The sequence below is a fragment of the Streptomyces sp. NPDC006739 genome, assembly GCF_042869815.1.
Taxonomy (GTDB): domain Bacteria; phylum Actinomycetota; class Actinomycetes; order Streptomycetales; family Streptomycetaceae; genus Streptomyces.
This window is the reverse complement of the sequence record NZ_JBIAGM010000009.1, coordinates 307,594-322,955: the sequence shown is the minus strand read 5'-3', so window position 1 is coordinate 322,955 and position 15,362 is coordinate 307,594. Positions and strand designations below refer to the sequence as shown.

At 66.1% G+C, this 15,362-nt stretch carries 12 protein-coding genes and 2 pseudogenes; 10 read left to right on the top strand and 4 right to left on the bottom strand.

The window, feature by feature from the left end; genetic code table 11:
- Window positions 1-457: 457 nt before the first annotated feature.
- Window positions 458-3,958 carry an NACHT domain-containing protein gene (locus ACFYMM_RS20725; protein WP_388388532.1) on the bottom strand — a complete coding sequence of 1,167 codons (3,501 nt, stop codon included), beginning with the start codon at window positions 3,956-3,958 and terminating at the stop codon, window positions 458-460.
- Between the two features lie 18 nt (window positions 3,959-3,976).
- Between ACFYMM_RS20725 and ACFYMM_RS20720 the strand changes: the two genes are divergently transcribed.
- The 10 genes from ACFYMM_RS20720 to ACFYMM_RS20675 all read left to right on the top strand — a co-directional run bounded on the left by ACFYMM_RS20720 (window position 3,977) and on the right by ACFYMM_RS20675 (window position 14,277).
- Window positions 3,977-4,330, top strand: a complete 354-nt coding sequence (locus tag ACFYMM_RS20720) for a hypothetical protein (RefSeq protein ID WP_388388531.1) — start codon at window positions 3,977-3,979, stop codon at window positions 4,328-4,330.
- A 720-nt stretch (window positions 4,331-5,050) separates the two neighbouring features.
- On the top strand, window positions 5,051-5,587 hold the full coding sequence (locus ACFYMM_RS20715) for a hypothetical protein (protein ID WP_388388529.1): 537 nt from the start codon (window positions 5,051-5,053) through the stop codon (window positions 5,585-5,587).
- A 717-nt stretch (window positions 5,588-6,304) separates the two neighbouring features.
- Window positions 6,305-7,279, top strand: a complete 975-nt coding sequence (locus ACFYMM_RS20710; protein WP_388388527.1) for an STAS domain-containing protein — start codon at window positions 6,305-6,307, stop codon at window positions 7,277-7,279.
- Window positions 7,280-7,439: 160 nt separating this feature from the next.
- Window positions 7,440-7,952, top strand: a complete 513-nt coding sequence (locus tag ACFYMM_RS20705; RefSeq protein ID WP_388388525.1) for a DUF5994 family protein — start codon at window positions 7,440-7,442, stop codon at window positions 7,950-7,952.
- Between the two features lie 129 nt (window positions 7,953-8,081).
- Complete coding sequence (locus tag ACFYMM_RS20700; RefSeq protein ID WP_388388523.1) at window positions 8,082-9,275, top strand: PP2C family protein-serine/threonine phosphatase; 1,194 nt, start codon at window positions 8,082-8,084, stop codon at window positions 9,273-9,275.
- Between the two features lie 203 nt (window positions 9,276-9,478).
- Complete coding sequence (locus ACFYMM_RS20695; RefSeq protein ID WP_388388520.1) at window positions 9,479-10,075, top strand: DUF5994 family protein; 597 nt, start codon at window positions 9,479-9,481, stop codon at window positions 10,073-10,075.
- Between the two features lie 315 nt (window positions 10,076-10,390).
- Window positions 10,391-10,738, top strand: a complete 348-nt coding sequence (locus ACFYMM_RS20690) for an STAS domain-containing protein (protein ID WP_388388518.1) — start codon at window positions 10,391-10,393, stop codon at window positions 10,736-10,738.
- Between the two features lie 689 nt (window positions 10,739-11,427).
- On the top strand, window positions 11,428-11,655 hold the full coding sequence (locus tag ACFYMM_RS20685; protein WP_388388516.1) for a ferredoxin: 228 nt from the start codon (window positions 11,428-11,430) through the stop codon (window positions 11,653-11,655).
- On the top strand, window positions 11,652-13,043 hold the full coding sequence (locus ACFYMM_RS20680; RefSeq protein ID WP_388388514.1) for an NAD(P)/FAD-dependent oxidoreductase: 1,392 nt from the start codon (window positions 11,652-11,654) through the stop codon (window positions 13,041-13,043). The genes ACFYMM_RS20685 and ACFYMM_RS20680 overlap by 4 nt, the downstream gene beginning before the upstream one ends.
- A 13-nt stretch (window positions 13,044-13,056) precedes the next feature.
- Window positions 13,057-14,277 carry a cytochrome P450 gene (locus ACFYMM_RS20675; protein ID WP_388388512.1) on the top strand — a complete coding sequence of 407 codons (1,221 nt, stop codon included), beginning with the start codon at window positions 13,057-13,059 and terminating at the stop codon, window positions 14,275-14,277.
- Window positions 14,278-14,420: 143 nt separating this feature from the next.
- Here the strand turns inward: ACFYMM_RS20675 and ACFYMM_RS20670 are convergent.
- From ACFYMM_RS20670 to ACFYMM_RS20660, 3 genes and pseudogenes are all read right to left on the bottom strand, one after another.
- Window positions 14,421-14,768 (bottom strand): annotated as a pseudogene (locus ACFYMM_RS20670) (GAP family protein); the annotation flags it as partial.
- Between the two features lie 19 nt (window positions 14,769-14,787).
- Window positions 14,788-14,958 (bottom strand): annotated as a pseudogene (locus ACFYMM_RS20665) (GAP family protein); the annotation flags it as partial.
- 238 nt (window positions 14,959-15,196) lie between these two features.
- Window positions 15,197-15,346: a hypothetical protein gene (locus tag ACFYMM_RS20660; protein ID WP_388388510.1), complete on the bottom strand. Its 150-nt coding sequence runs from the start codon at window positions 15,344-15,346 to the stop codon at window positions 15,197-15,199.
- Between the last annotated feature and the right edge of the window lie 16 nt (window positions 15,347-15,362).

The following is a 15,362-nucleotide window of genomic DNA, read 5'->3' as shown; positions in this document are numbered from 1 at the left end:
CCACACGCCGCAACGACGTGCACAGAAAAACCGATCACGGCCACTGTCAACCATCAGCTGGGACCGAACCGTCAAGCATCTACCGGGACCGGACAAGCCCCACCCGACCGACTGAGTTACAACTTTCTCTACTGGTTCAAGGCGGCTCGCTCCGCTCCCCGCGCGCGGCCCGGCCCCCGGCCGGGCCTGCGCTCCTGTCTCCGCCCCGCTCCAGCCCGGCCGGCGACCGTGCCGCGCACACAGCATGCAGCCGCCTGACGCTAAAGAGGGGATACGTCGTGGCTGGGGCGGCTGGCTCCACGGCTTTAGGCAGCCACTTTGGCGCGAGCCTCGAAGATCATGGCCCCAACGTCGTGCTTTACCGGGCAGGTCCACAGACTGCCCGACACGCCGGAAGCTTACGGGGCCATGATCACTCGCGCCAAAGCAGCTCCAGCCCAAAGCCGCTCCGCCAGCCTTATGGTTCTTCGAACCAACCGCCTTCTTGGGCCACCCTCGAGAGAGGCACAGTTTTTTCAGCAAGATCTCTTTTAACGCTGAGCTCCGCCATGCGCACCAAAAAGATCGGATACGCAACAGGATTGCTGGCAACTTTTCGGGCAACTTCAACCGGCATATCTGCTGCCGCGCGGAAATATCCGAGATGCGGAATTGCAGAATTCGCCGCCCGATAGGCTCTTTTGATTCGCTCGTTCTCCGTGACCCAATCAACAACATCGAATTGGATCCTCTGAATCGACGCAGAAAGGATGGCCTGACTTACCACTACGTCATTTCCGATGTAGGAGGACAGATACTTATCAATGATCGCCTGCCGCGCAGAATCATGCGCCCAAACAGTGAGGATTGCTGCAAGCCGCGGGCTCATTGACTCGGGAAACAGATCGACCCGAACGTCTCGAACCTTACCCAGCCAACCTCTAATTTGGTCAACGCCTTCAAATAGCCGCGTTGCGTCGCGCGCATCGAGGCTATCAACGACGTAATCCAACTCTCCGTAGATTTTGGAAAGAGTAGCAGGCCCGCAGAGGCAAAGCGAAACAAGCGCCCAGACTTGGCGTTGATTTGCGTCCGCTGACTCGAATTGCCCCCTCCACCAGGAGGCACTCCCGGCCTGGAGGCGAGCATATCTGACGCGCTCCATGACGCTGACTGATTCATCGAACAAATTGTTGCTGCAGACTTCGGTTCGCTTACCTCTTGGGGCTGCAAGCGCAATAGCACACGCTACCGCCCAAACCGACCATCGCTCTCCGATGGATGAAACCATCGCGTCAACATACGTGTTGAATACGCCGCTTACCCCTAGCGCGTCTTCCTCTGGGGGGCTGTTCAGCAGGACCTGGAACGATCCTACAACACCATCGATTTCGGCATCCCCAACCGGGATGGGCTCACCCTTCGGCCACTTTATGCCGAAGCGCCTGGACAGGCTTTCGCCGTAAGTACGTCGGCCGTCATGATAGTTCCTAAAGAGAACATACGGATTCAGGGCCGCACAGAGGAGATCCAGGGTGGATTCATTGGGTCGCGGAACTCGGAAACCGTTAATGTATCCGTCGCAGACCCGCTCTCTGTAATCGTCCAAAAGATCAGAGTGCTGAGCGAAAAAGGAAGCCCGCCCAGCCGAAACCAAAGCCGTCACGACTTCGTCGTCTAGCGGAACGCTGTACTCGTTGATCATCCCTAGCAACTCTTGATTGCTATAGGACTTGAGGACTCCCAAAAAATGACCCGACCAAATCCATGAGGTCTTTTCTTTCACGGATGACAGGTGAGGAAATCCGGCTGCCCAAAAGGTGCGCAACTCTTGGCGCGTTCCGTTCTTCTGTGCAAGCTCGGTGATTGAGATCTGAATATCGCGTGGTGGTGCCCCTCGAAGTACACCCATGCAACGCTCGAGAAGCTCAACGCGTCCGCAACCATCCGGGAGGGTTATCGGCTCTCCACCGCTACTACTGTAGTGGTCGTCCCCGAGAAGAGAGCGGTAACCGTCTCTATCCAGGATTAGCTCTACTACCTTCTTCAGACTCCTGTGATTCTGGCTAAACACCCAGTCCGCTACGAGAGTAGCTGCTAGAGAACGGGGGTGAGACGTCAGCCCTAGCTCGCTGTCAGCGCAGAGGACCTCAAGGCGATCAACGAGTGCCGGCAACTCACCCTTGCTGAAGCAACCGGCGTAGAAACGGGTCACATTTAGCCAGTGCGTATTACGGGCCACAGCATCGAAGCGCTCGTCTTTGGTGCCACTCCAGGGATTACCCACAGGACTATACGGCGCAGTCTCATACAGGAACCTACCGGCGAAGTACTCCCGCAGAGGCTGAACCTCGAATTCGAATAGACCTTCTACTGCACCAACGAGAAAGACAATCCGCTGAGCGAGGCCCGTGAATAGCTCTGTTGCCCATGCAGGGTCCCGCCCTTCGGCGATCAGATACTCCGTGATCACTTCACGGAGCCGATTGGCATCGATCTTGCCTAGCGCCCTGCCCGTTTCTGCCTCGCTATGAAGCATCCAAGCTAGATAGCGATGCAGGTCAATCAGAACTTCTTGGCGCTTTTTAACAATTTCACTCTTTTCGGCCTCACGCGCCAAGAATTGCTCGACGTAAAAGTCATACAGCGCTGTCCTCTTATCAGGAAGAGCCTCCCCTCGAGTGTGAATCACGGTAAGCAGGATAGCCAGTTGCATCGGATTGCGCGCCAAATCGCGCATGTGTGGCTGGTCCAGTTTTTCGGCCAGCGTCCGCCGGAGGTTAGCCTTCTCTTTTTCCTTTAGTCGACGCGATTTAGCCCACCGCTCTGAGTACTGTTCGATTAGAGGACGACCCAGCCTTGTCAGAGTCCACCGCTGAAACACCCTGGAAGGGAAATCTGAAACCTCTGCTAGTGCTGATGGCCTTGTCGTAACCAACATTTGCAACGCGGCTGAGGACTCCTTCAGTCTGCGGGCTGCTGAGCTGATCTCTTTAACCATCTCGTTTCGCAGGCGGACTTCTGCTACTTCATCCAAACCATCAAGCACAATAAGAAGTGAACTGGAACGTGCAACAGCGGACAGAGCGTCAACGGTGAACGTGCGGCCACCGGTTACTTCGCTAATCAGCGCACTAATGAAAGACTCGAGAGACTTGGATGACTGTGTCGGCCTAGTGGCACCCGCCTCCTGACTGAAGGGGTTATTACCGGCCAACCAACTGGCGTACTCTCGCAGGTCTACCTTGATTGGAAAGCGTGCTGATTTGGGGCGATGCTCCTCAGGTAGAGTGTCGAATTCTTCCTTCCCCAGGACACGCATTCTATGCACTTGACACACGTACTGCGCCAAGGTGGACTTGCCCTGACCGGGACCGCCCTCTAGGACTACCAGATCGGATAGCCGTGCTACTTCATCATGCAAAAGTAGAGTTGCGGCCCCGACGGGCTCATTTCGATCATTTCCCGATTCTCCGCGGTTGGCAATCTGGTTAACTACTTCACGGATCTCAAGTGCACGCTTTTCTTCCCTACGCCTTCCTTCCGTATGTGTCAATGAGATCACGGCAGGAACATCCACAAAGAGATTCAGGATCTCGTTACTGAGTTCGACTTGTTTGAATCGGACTTCATTATCCAATTCAAACTGCTCGACGGCAAAGCTGCGCAAAACGTCAAGGCGGCTACCCAGCAAATCCGGTCCGATTGATTCTGCCAGTGCTTGCAGTAGATCACTCCCCCGCAAGATATCCGGATAAGACCATTTCACATCGGCATGACCGTCACACCTGCGATCAAGGTCGTCTCGCCACCACACACGAATAGGAACAGGGGCGTCAGAGTTTAGGAGGTGATTCAGCTTGTCAATCGAACCTGCCTCCGGGAAGGCGGTACCCGGTACATTGGAAACCAGAATATATTCAATCGCCCCCTTCTTCCTTCTCAGGATGTTGTGAATCTTGGGTACTTCATCCTCCATTGTGTCAACGAACCACTTGTGAACATCCTCAACAACGAATGGATTCCTGACAAACTTAACCTGAAAGATGCGATAATCGCCTTGCCTATTAGCGAAGAGCTGGACCGCATCTCTACCGCCATCTCTTTGACCAACGGGAAAGCACTGTGTTCCAGGGTATTCGAGCGAGATGAGGGCCTGGCAGAGGTGTTGAAACCGTTCGGGGTCCAACTGCTCGTAGAGGTACGTCAACTCAGCCACCCTCAACTACTTTGGGCGCAAAGGGCCCTGACGGTACGTGAGGACGTACTCTATCGGCGGCAGGCCGCCCAGCGTGAGCGTCTGACCGAACTTCTTCCCTCGTCGCGCTACGAGGGTCCAGATCGAGGCTGACTACGCGGCCACGGCCGTCAGCAGCCCGGCAGGGCTATCAGCTCACTGGCAGCCTCGACCCTGCTGTGGCGAACAACGGGCGTTGCGCTGGCCGGCGGACTGCTGCTGTCGCTCGCGTTCATCGTGATGCCCCTGCGACTGATCCTCCTGGCGCTCTGTGGATGATCCGGATGACATCCATCGCTGACATCAACGGCTACGAACAGCCGCAGATGTCGGCGGCTGCTCGTGGCTCCAGTGCACGCAGGAAGGCCCCACCTTGCCGGGCACGGATCGAACTCCTAAAGCGGGTGTCGCAGGTTCGAATCCTGCCGGGGGCACAGAGAAACACCAGGTCAGAGCCTGGCGCAGCGTGACGAAGGCCCTCCGTGAAGATCACGGAGGGCCTTCTTACGCCAGATGGGAACGCACTGGGAACGTGCCGTCAGGGCCCGGCTTCGGTCGGGATCAACGGGTTGCCAGGAGGCCGCGGAACCAGATGATCGCTGCGCGGCTATGGAGTCCGGCGGGGTGACTCCGGGCATCAAAGGGCTGCCCTTGCACTCGCTCCACGCAGGGCGATGTGAAAATGCGATGTATTCCCTCACACGTGTCCATCTGGGGCATTTTTTTCAACCATTCACAGCTGCCATGACATCGTTGCCAGGCGAGCAACTCCGCCCTTTTTGTGGTGAGTCGCCGTGATTGCCGCAGGTAATCGACCACCCGGAGGGATGCAACATGACCTCGCTCCTGACGCGCTTCAAGCGCGCCGTCGTCTGCGCGGCCACCGCCACGGTGGCGCTGGGGACGGCGATGGCACCCGCTGTCAGCGCCGCACCCGCCTATGCGCCGCGCGCTGCGGCGGCAGGGCCGACGACGGTGTGCGGCAGCAAGTTCCCGCTGTACTCGGACGGCCGCTGGACCTACACCGAAGCCCGGTTCTGTCTGGGGACCGACGGCTCCCAGGTCCATCCTGTCCTCGAATTCTCCGAGTGCCAGTACTACTGGGGAGCGGCCTGGTACTACGCCAACGCCAAGTACCCGTGCGGGTTCGACCTCTCCTACACCCTGACGCGTAACGGCCAGGTCTTGCTGGACAGCAGCAGTTCCGGAAGTGGCGGCCCGTCCGGCGCGGTCGAAGGCAAGTCCGCCGGCTGCGAGGGCCCCGGCACCTACACGCTCAGGGCTCGGTACGTCATGTCCGGCCCGTACTGGACCGACACCCAGATCAACTCCGGCTACCGCACCTACAACCTCGACGTGCCCTGCCGCTGACTAGCGGAACTACGCAACCGGGAGCCCTCCCGGCACCTCGGTGCCGGGAGGGCTCCCGGTTGGGTCGCCGTCATGCAGGGAACTGGACGAGGGGCCTGGTTCTAGCCCAGACACCGGTCCGGGAAGCCCCTCCAGCTGCGTGGGCCGCCAGCACGGTCGTACCCGCTGACGGACGCCTCGCAAGGGCCAAATCCTTCTGGCGTGGGACGTTTCGCTCGGATGGGTTCGGAGACCCGGTGAGCGGAGGTCGCGTCGCGTGCGGGTTCGGAAGTGAGCTGGCATTCAATTCGTCCACCCGCACTGCCGTCCGGCTTCGATCGCGGGCGGCAGCGCTGTGCTGTGTTCAGGGCACTGCGCGGCGGCCGGTGCTGGTCCAGAGCCGGCGCGCATCCTGCGGCACCTGCCGCGCCAGGGCAGGGGCGGGTGGCGCTCCTGCCCTTACCCCGCCGGCCCTCGGCTGTGAGGTGCGCGTCCTTCGACGCAGTCTCTTCCGGTTGCGGCCGACGTACGGTTGAAGTACCGAGGGCATCACGCACTCCGGCCCCCACGCCGGGTCGTCCTCGGCGAGAGACGAGTGAATCCGGGCCGCTCCCGTGGTCGGCGCGGAGACGGGTCGGCACCATGTCCGCCGCGGCCGAAACAACTCAGCGAGCTCATCACGGCAGGAGCCGCGCGGAGCGCCCGCGCAGGTTCGCAACCCCGCCGAGGAGAGACGCGGTGGCCCTTTCCCCGCTGGACATCCATCGGCGGAACCGAGGAGAGCGAACGCTCGTCACGCTTGCCGGCGACATCGGGCCGGCCACCACGCCGCTGCTACGGGCCGCGGTGGAGCAGTGTCTGCTGGACGGCGTCACCGAGATCGACCTCGACCTGACCACCGTCGGTTCCTGCGACGCCAGGGGCTTGGCCGTCCTCCTGTCGGCAGCCCGGCGCGCCGGCCGGGTCCACGCTCGCCTGCGGCTGCACCATCCGTGCGCTCAGATCGCCCGGCTCCTCGATGCCACTGGGTCGACTTCGCTGCTCCTTACCGCCCCCGTGAGTCCCGTGCCGCCCACCGCATCCAGCGACCTCATGAGTACCGCGACGCGGGCGCCCGAGGACCCCGCTCGTCGGCCGGACCAGCCGGTCCTCAGGGACGGCATCCGCCTTCGCCGGCTGACCCGCCGGCAGGCAGAAGACATGCGCGAGGACATCGCCGACCTGGCTGCGGAGTCCGTCGCGGGCACCGTCGGAGAGGCATACCACGACCGCGGAGACTTCCTGCACCGCTTGGCGGTCACCGCCCACCGCCCCGGCTTCGCCCTGCTGGTCGCCGAGACGACGGTGCTGGTCGGTTGCGCCTTCGGTTTTCCGGCGGGCTCTGACGGCTCCGACGGCCGGCAGGGCGGCGGAACGCTCCAGGAGATCATCCAGCGGCTCACTTCCCGGGCACGGTTCGTCGTCCTCACCCAGGTCGTGGCCCATCCGCACGCACAGCACCGCGACATCGCCCGCCGGCTGCAACAGCGTCTGCTCACAGACCTGCACTCCTCCCTCGGGGTCACCCTGCTGCATCCTGCCGACCAGGCAGGACAAGCCTCCTTCTCGTCCTGGGGCTGGCAGAACATGGGTGAGGTCCTGGGGCTGCACGGCGCCGTCGCCCCCTGCGTGCTGACCTTGTCCGCGGAAGGACAGCCCTTGGCACGCCGGTGACGCGGCAGTGCGATGGCTGCGCGCCACACCGCCTGCCACAGCCGGGAGTAATCTGAGACATACCGAGAACTTCCGGGCGCACAGTGACGGCGGCGCCGTTCCCGGCGAGTGACACGACACGGGCAGCCGGAAACCGCACGGCCCGGAACGGGATCGCACGATGAACGCCATCACAAAGCCCGCCGAGGCTACGGCACCAGGTGACGGACACTCCTACCGCATGCCCTTGCCCCGGCTGCGCCTCACGCCGGACGTCAGTCATGGCCCGCTGGACGGCGCATGGTGGCCGCGCTGCGACGCACTGGAACTGGAGCTGCCCGTACTGGTCGGCTCCTTGGATCCGGGCATCGGCACCATCACCCGCGTGACCGTGGGGACGGCCGCTTGGCCCGATGCCCCGCAGGAGGTGATGGCACCCGGCCACGAGATCGAGGTGGTGCTGACCGATTCCGCCGCCGAGGCGCATGCCATCACCGTGGACTGCGGCACCGTGGGGCGCTGGGAACTGCTGGTGATCCCCCCGGACGAGCCGGTCCGAGTGGCCACCCGGCTGCTGACCGCTGCTGCCGACCCCGCGAACCCACTGTCGGCTCCGCGCCTGCTGGCACTCGCCGAGAGCGGCCTCGACGGACAGGACACATGGGAGTCGGAAGGAGGAGCCGGACCCAGATGAGCAGCCCGGCCGGCTCCGCCCGACCGGCGGACTGGGCATCCACGACCGCATGATAGAGCCATGGCACCGACAGATCCCTTGTCATCCGGGCCCACCCCCGCCCCAAGCGTGACCGCGGAAGGTGAGGGGATGGCGGCAGGACGGCGCCCGGACCGGTCCGAAAGCTTCGGGGAAGCGCTCCTCGGAAAGATCCTCGACAGCGCGCACGAACTCCCGCCCCATCTCATCGGGCCCCTGGTCGCCAACGTGGTGGACCGGCTAGGTGGCCGCCGTCCGCAGGTGCTGTTGCAGGACTACGGCCAGTTGGTGCTCGTACCGCTGCCCGGTGAGGACCTCACCGGCGGGGAACCCCAGGTGATCGACGCCTCCGAGGCGGGCCGCTGCTTTCTCGACGCCGTCCCTGTCGAGGTGCCCCAGGAGGACGGCGTCCGGGTCCATCTGCCCCTGCTGGACGGCGGTGACCAGGTGGGGGTCATGGCGGTGACGCTGGACAGCGTCGATGACGACGACCGCCGCCTGCTGCTCAGAATCTCCGGCCTGGTGGCCGACCTTCTGGTGACCAAACACGGCTATTCCGACCTGTTCTTCGACGTCCGACGCGATGAGGGGATGAGCGTCGCCGCGGAGATCCAGTGGTCCCTGCTGCCACCGCTGGCCATGATCATGCCCCGGGTCGCCGTCGCCGGGATCCTGGAACCCGCCTACGACGTGGGCGGCGACAGCTTCGACTACGCGCTGAACGGCGACGTCCTCCACGTGGTCATGATCGACGCGATGGGGCACGGACTGGACGCGGCCACGATGGCCACCGTGGCCATCGGCGCCTACCGCCACGCCCGCCGCGCCGGCATCGGACTGTCGGAGATCTACGCGTTCATGGACCGCGCCGTGGCCGAGCAGTTCGGTCCCGAGCAGTTCGTCACCGCGCAGATGCTGCAGCTGGACACGACGACGGGACGGGTGCAGTGGGTCAACGCCGGACACCCGCCGCCGATCCTCGTCCGCGACCACCGCGCCGCACAGCGTCTGGTCGCCCCGACGACCCTTCCCGTCGGCCTGGGCGGTTCGGAGCCTCGGGTGAGCGAACTGGGGCTGGTGCCCGGGGACCGAGTCCTCTGCTTCACCGACGGAGTGGTCGAGGAACACAAGAGCGGCGAGGAGGAGTTCGGGGAGGACCAGCTGATCGACTGTGTGAACCAGCTGGAGAGGACCGGCCGCGGCATCCGGGCGGTGACGCGCTCCCTGTCCCACACACTCAAACGGGCGCGGGGCGGACAGACCAGCGACGACGCGACGCTTCTCATGGTGGAGTGGCGCGGCTGACCTCTCGTCCCCGCCGTCCGTCACCGTTGCACGGCGGCAGGTACCGCACATCCGTGCGACCACTGCCCCTCGCCGCCGGTGAACGCGGAGTAGTGTGGGCAGTACCGAGGGCATCTCGCACACCGGCTTCCACGCCGGGTCGTCCCCGGTGAAGGACGACACCCGGGCCGTCGCACAGGTGGCCCCGGAGACGGGTCCGCACCATGTCGACGACCCTGTACCCCACCCTGCCGCACCGCGAGCCCGTCGCAGCCCCGGCCGCGCGTCTCGCGCTGAAGACCGACGGCGCCTCCCGCGGGCTGCTGGACGGAGCCTGGTGGCCACGTTCCCGGGACCTGCTGAGTGAACTGCCGGCGCTCACCGACGTGTTGGACCCCCTGTGGGGCCGCATCACCCGTATCGCCGTCAACCCGGAGCACTGGCCGGTCATCCCCCGCGAGATCCCCGTGAGCGGGCACACCGTCAAGGTCGGCTGGTTCACGTCGGAGATCGACCCGCACAAGCTGCTGCTGCTCTCCTACGGCACCGGGCGCTTCGATCTCCTCGTCATCCCGCCCGGGACCGGGGCGGAGTCGGCGGCCCGGCTGCTGGCAGCCGCGTCCGACCACGACGGCCCACCCCTGACCGCCGGCGCGCTGATCGCCGCGGAAGCGGCCCGGCACGCCGTCTCCCCCACCGACCAGGCACCGGACCCGGACGAGGCAGGGGAGTACGAGGGCGGCGCCCCGGCGGTGTCCGCGGCCGTCACCGGGCAGACCGGTCCGCCAGGGCCGGCCAGCCGGCTGATCATCGGTATGTGAGGTGGCCGCCATGAACGCCTTCCTGACGGCCATCGCTTTCCTGGTCCTCGTCGCGGTGGCGGCGTACGTGATCCACTGGCTCGGGCTCCAGCACGCCGACAGGATCGCGGCATACCGGTACAGCACCCCCCGGCCCGGTCGCCGTGGCCGTGGCGCGCCCCAGCCGCACCCCGCACCATGGGTCGGCATTCAGGCGTCCGACAGGCCACCCGGCCGCCCCGCCCCACCACCGACCCGGCCCGCGGCGACGCGAGCCCGGGGCGTGGACGCAGGCTCTGGAGCACCCGAGGATCCGAGCATCTGAACCGAGGCGTCATGACTCTTCCGCGGCTGAACATCTACCGGCACGACCGGGGCGCGCGGGCCCTGGTCACCCTGGCCGGTGTGATCGACCCCGTCACCGCGCCCCGGGTGCGCGCCGCTCTGGAGCAGTGTCTGCGGGACGGCATCACCCTCATCGACGTCGATCTGACCACCGTCGACCGCTGTCACGACAGCGGCCTGCGCGTCTTCCTCGACGTGTCCGAGCATGCCGCCGAGGCCCAGGCGTTCCTCCTGCTGCACCACCCCTCCCCGCAGACCGAACGACTGCTCATGGACACGGGCTGCGACGGTCTGCTCTATCCGATGAGGCCGGGAGGGGCGCGCCCTCAGCGGGCCTGACGCCGGCAGAAGCGCCCCAGGGAACGGGCCGCCGGACGGAGAGCGCCGGTGCGCCGGTCGAGCCGTACGCCGGTCGCGCCCCGCGCCGCCCCCTCAGCCCACAGGACCGCGCCCGCTCCCGGTGTCGATGAGGATCTGTTCCGCGTCGCTGACGTTGTCCGCCCGGACCGCCTGGGCCGTCGCGGCACGGGCGGCATCCGGTGCCGCGTCGGGCGGGACGACCAGCAGCGGTTCATGTCGCCCAGGTGATGGAACAGGGCTGGAACGAGAAGGAGCAGGCCCTCGTCCAGCCTCATGTGAGTCCGGTCGGCTCCTGTCGACACCGAACCATCCGAGAGCCAGGGCCACACACCGGGCACGGACAGATTGCGCCGATCGGTCGAACACGGCGGGCCTCGGCATGGGCTCCGCGACAACCGGCGGCGCAGCCCTTTCCCGGGGTGCGGGCCACATGTGTGCGGGATAGGCTGAACCGCAGGAAGGTCAAGACCCTGAGCGGTTTCACCCACCGGTCGCCTTGTACGCGATAGCCCATTCTTTCTGCGGCGACCTTACGAGCGCGGTGCGCCTCCTCGCAGTCTGCCGAGGTGGGCAACGGCCAAGTCCTTCTCTCCAGCCGTCTCGCGCCTTGCGCGCAGGAACAGCGCCGGCTTCCGGGCCCGCGGCTTGCAGTCCCCGTGGAGGTCGGGATGCGAGTTGTCGTTGATCTTTCCCGATGTGAAGGGTACGCGCAGTGCGCCTTCCTGGCTCCGGACGCGTTCCGGATGCACGGCGAGGAAGCGCTGATGTACGACCCGAACCCCGACGACGCCCGGCGCGACCAGGTGCTGCGCGCCGCGGCGGCCTGCCCGGTCCAGGCCATTCTCGTCGACCGGTTGGAGGGTCTGGACGTGTCGGCCGAGGTGGCGCCGTCATGACCAGCGCGGACAATCTGCAAGCGTTCAAGCGCGAGGGCCGCATCGTGGTCGTCGGGGCGTCACTGGCGGGACTGCGGGCCGCGGAGGCGCTGCGCGAGCAGGGCTTCACCGGTTCGTTGACCATGATCGGCGACGAGTTGGGCGAGCCCTACGACCGGCCTCCCCTGTCCAAGCAGGTACTGACCGGCTGGGTGCCGGCCGACGGGACCAAGCTGCCGCGACGCCGTGAGATCGACGCGGAGTGGCTGCTGGGCGTGCCCGCCAGTGGGCTGGACCTGGCGGCCAACCACGTGCGTCTGGCCGACGGGCGCGAGGTGCCCTTCGACCGGGTGCTGATCTCCACCGGTGTCCGGGCCCGGCCCTGGTTCGTCGAGAGCGAGGCGGCCCTGGACGGGGTGTTCGTCGTGCGGACCCGCGAGCACGCCGAGGGCCTGCAGCGGGCCCTCGCCGCCGGACCCTCCCGGGTACTGGTCATCGGCGCGGGATTCACCGGCTCCGAGATCGCGTCCGTCTGCCGCGAGCGGGACATCCCGGTCACCGTCGCCGAACTCGCGCCGGCCCCGCTGGTCGGGGCGCTCGGCGCCATGATCGGTGAGGTCGCGGCGGACATGCAGCGCGCACACGGTGTGGACCTGCGCTGCGGGGTCAAGGTGACCCGGCTGGAGGGCGACGCGCAGGGGCGGCTGCGCCGCGCTCACTTCGACGACGGCAGCACGATCGACGCCGACGTGGCGGTGGTGGCACTCGGTGGCATCCGCAACACCGAGTGGCTGCGAGGCTCCGGACTGGCGGCCGGCGTCTGGGGTATCGCCTGTGACACCGGCTGCCGCGCGATGGACCTCAACGGCCTGATCACCGACGACGTCTTCGTCGCCGGGGACGTGGCACGCTGCCCGAACCCGGTCTACGAGTACCGGCTCATCTCGCTGGAGCACTGGGCCAACGCCGTGGAGCAGGCCGAGGTCGCGGCGCACAACATGGTCAGCGGCCAGGCCGACCGCTGGCCCCACCTGTCCATCCCGCTGTTCTGGTCGATCCAGTTCGGCGTCAACATCAAGTCCGTCGGAGTGCCGACGTTCGCCGACGAACTGGTCGTCACCCAGGGATCGGTACCCGACCACCGCTTTGTCGCCGCCTACGGCTACCGGGGCCGGGTCACCGCCGCGGTGAGTTTCAACAACGCGAAGTGGCTGGACCACTACCGGCGTCTCATCGAGACGGCCGCGCCGTTCCCGCCGCCCTGCCCCACGCCGGACCAGCCCGTCGACATGAAACCGGTGCCTGTCGACTTCCCCGGCCCCACCCTGCTCGCGCAGGGCGCCACGGTGGTCGTCACCGGACACGACCCCGGCGAGCGGCGGGTCACGGCCGCTCAGTACCACCGGTAGGAGGGAGCGCGAGATGACCACGACCGAGACGCCCGACACGCTGCGCCGGATCCTCGACCACTCCTCCCGGGCCGACCCGTACACGCTGTACGCCGAGCTGCGCAGGACACCGGTGGCTCTGCAGGAGGACGGCAGCTATGTCATCAGCACCTATCGCGAGATCACGGACATCCTGCACAACCCGCACCTGAGTTCGGACGCCCGGAACCTCGCGCATCCGACGGTCGGAGCCGGGGAGCAGGCCACGCCCGCGTTCATCAACCTCGACCCGCCCGAGCACGATCGCCTGCGGCGTATGGCGATGCGCCATTTCGGCCCCCCGCACACCCCGGGGCTGGTGACGGGCATGGAACCAGCTCTGACCACCGCCGTCAGCGGTCTGATCGACGACTTCGAGGGCAAGGAGCAGATCGACATCGTCGACGACTTCGCCTATCCGTTCCCCGTCGCCGTGATCTGCCATCTGCTCGGTGTGCCGCGCGAGGACGAACCGAGGTTCCACATCTGGGTGAACGACCTCATCAACTCGATCGACTACGACCCCAGGACCGACCCGGAGGAAAAGCTGGACAAGGGTCTGCAGGCCCGCAGGGACCTGCGCCAGTACCTCGGCGGACTACTGGAGCAACGCCACAGCGGGCAGGGGGACGACCTGCTGTCCCGGCTGGCCAACGACGACGGGCCCGACGGGCGCATGACCGACGAGGAGATCATCTCCACCGCCAACCTGCTGCTGATCGCCGGCCATGAGACGACCGTCAACCTCATCACCAACGGCATGCTGACGCTCCTGCGCAACCCGCCCGTGCTGCGGCGACTGCGCGACGAACCCGACCTCGTCGTACCGCTGGTCGAGGAACTGCTGCGCTACGAACCCCCCGTGCACATCATCCCCTGGCGGGCGGCGTACAGCGATATCACCGTCGATGACATCGTCATCCCCAGGGGTTCACAGATCATGCTCATGCTGGCCTCGGGCAGCCGCGACCCGAAGCGCTTCCACGACCCGGACCGCTTCGACCCCGATCGGCGGGACAACCAGCACCTGGGGTTCGGCAGTGGCATCCACCTGTGCTTCGGCGGCCCGCTGGCCCGGCGGGAGACCCAGATCGCGCTGACCGAGCTGGTACGCCGTCTCGACCGGCCCAGGCTGGTCGCCGACCCGCCGCCGTACCGGCGTAGTCCCGTTCTACGTGGTCCGATCCATCTGCACATCGAGCAGGGCGCCGGATAGCGCGAGAGCCGAGGGCCCCCGGCATACGGGCCGGCGTGCCGGCTCCCCTCCGGTCGGCACGGCCTTCGCCAGGTGGCGAGGATGCTGATGCCGTCGCCCAGGAGCTTGGGGCCGAGCACGAAGAACAGGACGGCCAGGACAGCGACGTTGTGCTGCGCGGCCCGGTCTCGCCAGTCGCCGAGGATGCCTCTGGCGCGTTCGCCCATGACCAGGTAGACGACGACGGGTGCGAGCACTCCCAGGGAAGCGATGGCCACGAAGATCGCGAGCGTTGCGATCTGCTGGGGCACGGGGAGCCCGGAAGAGCTGATCGAGGCCCCCGCGGCGATGGTCAGGGGCGCGTTCTTGAGATTGCCCGCCGAGAACAGCAGCGCCAAGCCGAGGATCTTGGTGGGCGTGAAAGTGGTCGATCGCCGCCATCCACTTCGGGAGCTGGGCCTGGGAGGCGCCTTTGGGGCGGTGGCGCCATTGACGGGCGGCGAAGACGGCAAGGAGTGCGCCCAGAGCGAGTTTGAGGGCTCCGACCCAGGTGGCCGGGTGCATGTGGGTCGAGGCTCCGCCCGTGCCGCCCACGGCCAGCATGATCGCGCCGAGCGCCGCGAGCCCCAGCACCCAGCCGAGGGCGAACAGCAGACCGTTCAGGCGCCCCTGCGGGGTGGCCAGGATGAGGATGACCGCCACGGTCGGGAGTGGGCTGACCGCGACACCCGCGGCCAGGCCCAGCACATCACCGACAGCGTGCCCCACTGCGGCCTCCGGGGAGAGAGACGGATGATCCGGGGTGGACTGCCCGTGTCGGCCGGCTCGAGGCCGGCCTGCCCGGCCCTGGTACGGGCGCAGCCCTCTTCGCCATCGTGGGGGTCGCCGGGGCCGGCATCCATCGGCCGGTGGCGAACGGGGGACCCGGCCATGCTCGGCGTCATCGGACGGAGCGCACCCCCGCCGTGGACTTCGGCGCCTCGGCGAAGAGCCGGCCGTCCTGCAACTCGGCCTGGACCGGGCGCACGGTGACGGTCAGCGCCTCGAGGTCGATGACACCTTGCCAGGTGCTGCGACCGGAAAGGTTCACCGGCTCGGCAAACCTT

Bases quoted from the DNA above. Each gene is read 5' to 3' on its own strand.
- ACFYMM_RS20725 (WP_388388532.1), bottom strand. From the start codon at position 3,958: ATGGAGGATGAAGTACCCAAGATTCACAACATCCTGAGAAGGAAGAAG.
- ACFYMM_RS20715 (WP_388388529.1), top strand. From the start codon at position 5,051: ATGACCTCGCTCCTGACGCGCTTCAAGCGCGCCGTCGTCTGCGCGGCC.
- ACFYMM_RS20705 (WP_388388525.1), top strand. From the start codon at position 7,440: ATGAACGCCATCACAAAGCCCGCCGAGGCTACGGCACCAGGTGACGGA.
- ACFYMM_RS20700 (WP_388388523.1), top strand. From the start codon at position 8,082: ATGGCGGCAGGACGGCGCCCGGACCGGTCCGAAAGCTTCGGGGAAGCG.
- ACFYMM_RS20695 (WP_388388520.1), top strand. From the start codon at position 9,479: ATGTCGACGACCCTGTACCCCACCCTGCCGCACCGCGAGCCCGTCGCA.
- ACFYMM_RS20690 (WP_388388518.1), top strand. From the start codon at position 10,391: ATGACTCTTCCGCGGCTGAACATCTACCGGCACGACCGGGGCGCGCGG.
- ACFYMM_RS20685 (WP_388388516.1), top strand. From the start codon at position 11,428: ATGCGAGTTGTCGTTGATCTTTCCCGATGTGAAGGGTACGCGCAGTGC.
- ACFYMM_RS20680 (WP_388388514.1), top strand. From the start codon at position 11,652: ATGACCAGCGCGGACAATCTGCAAGCGTTCAAGCGCGAGGGCCGCATC.
- ACFYMM_RS20675 (WP_388388512.1), top strand. From the start codon at position 13,057: ATGACCACGACCGAGACGCCCGACACGCTGCGCCGGATCCTCGACCAC.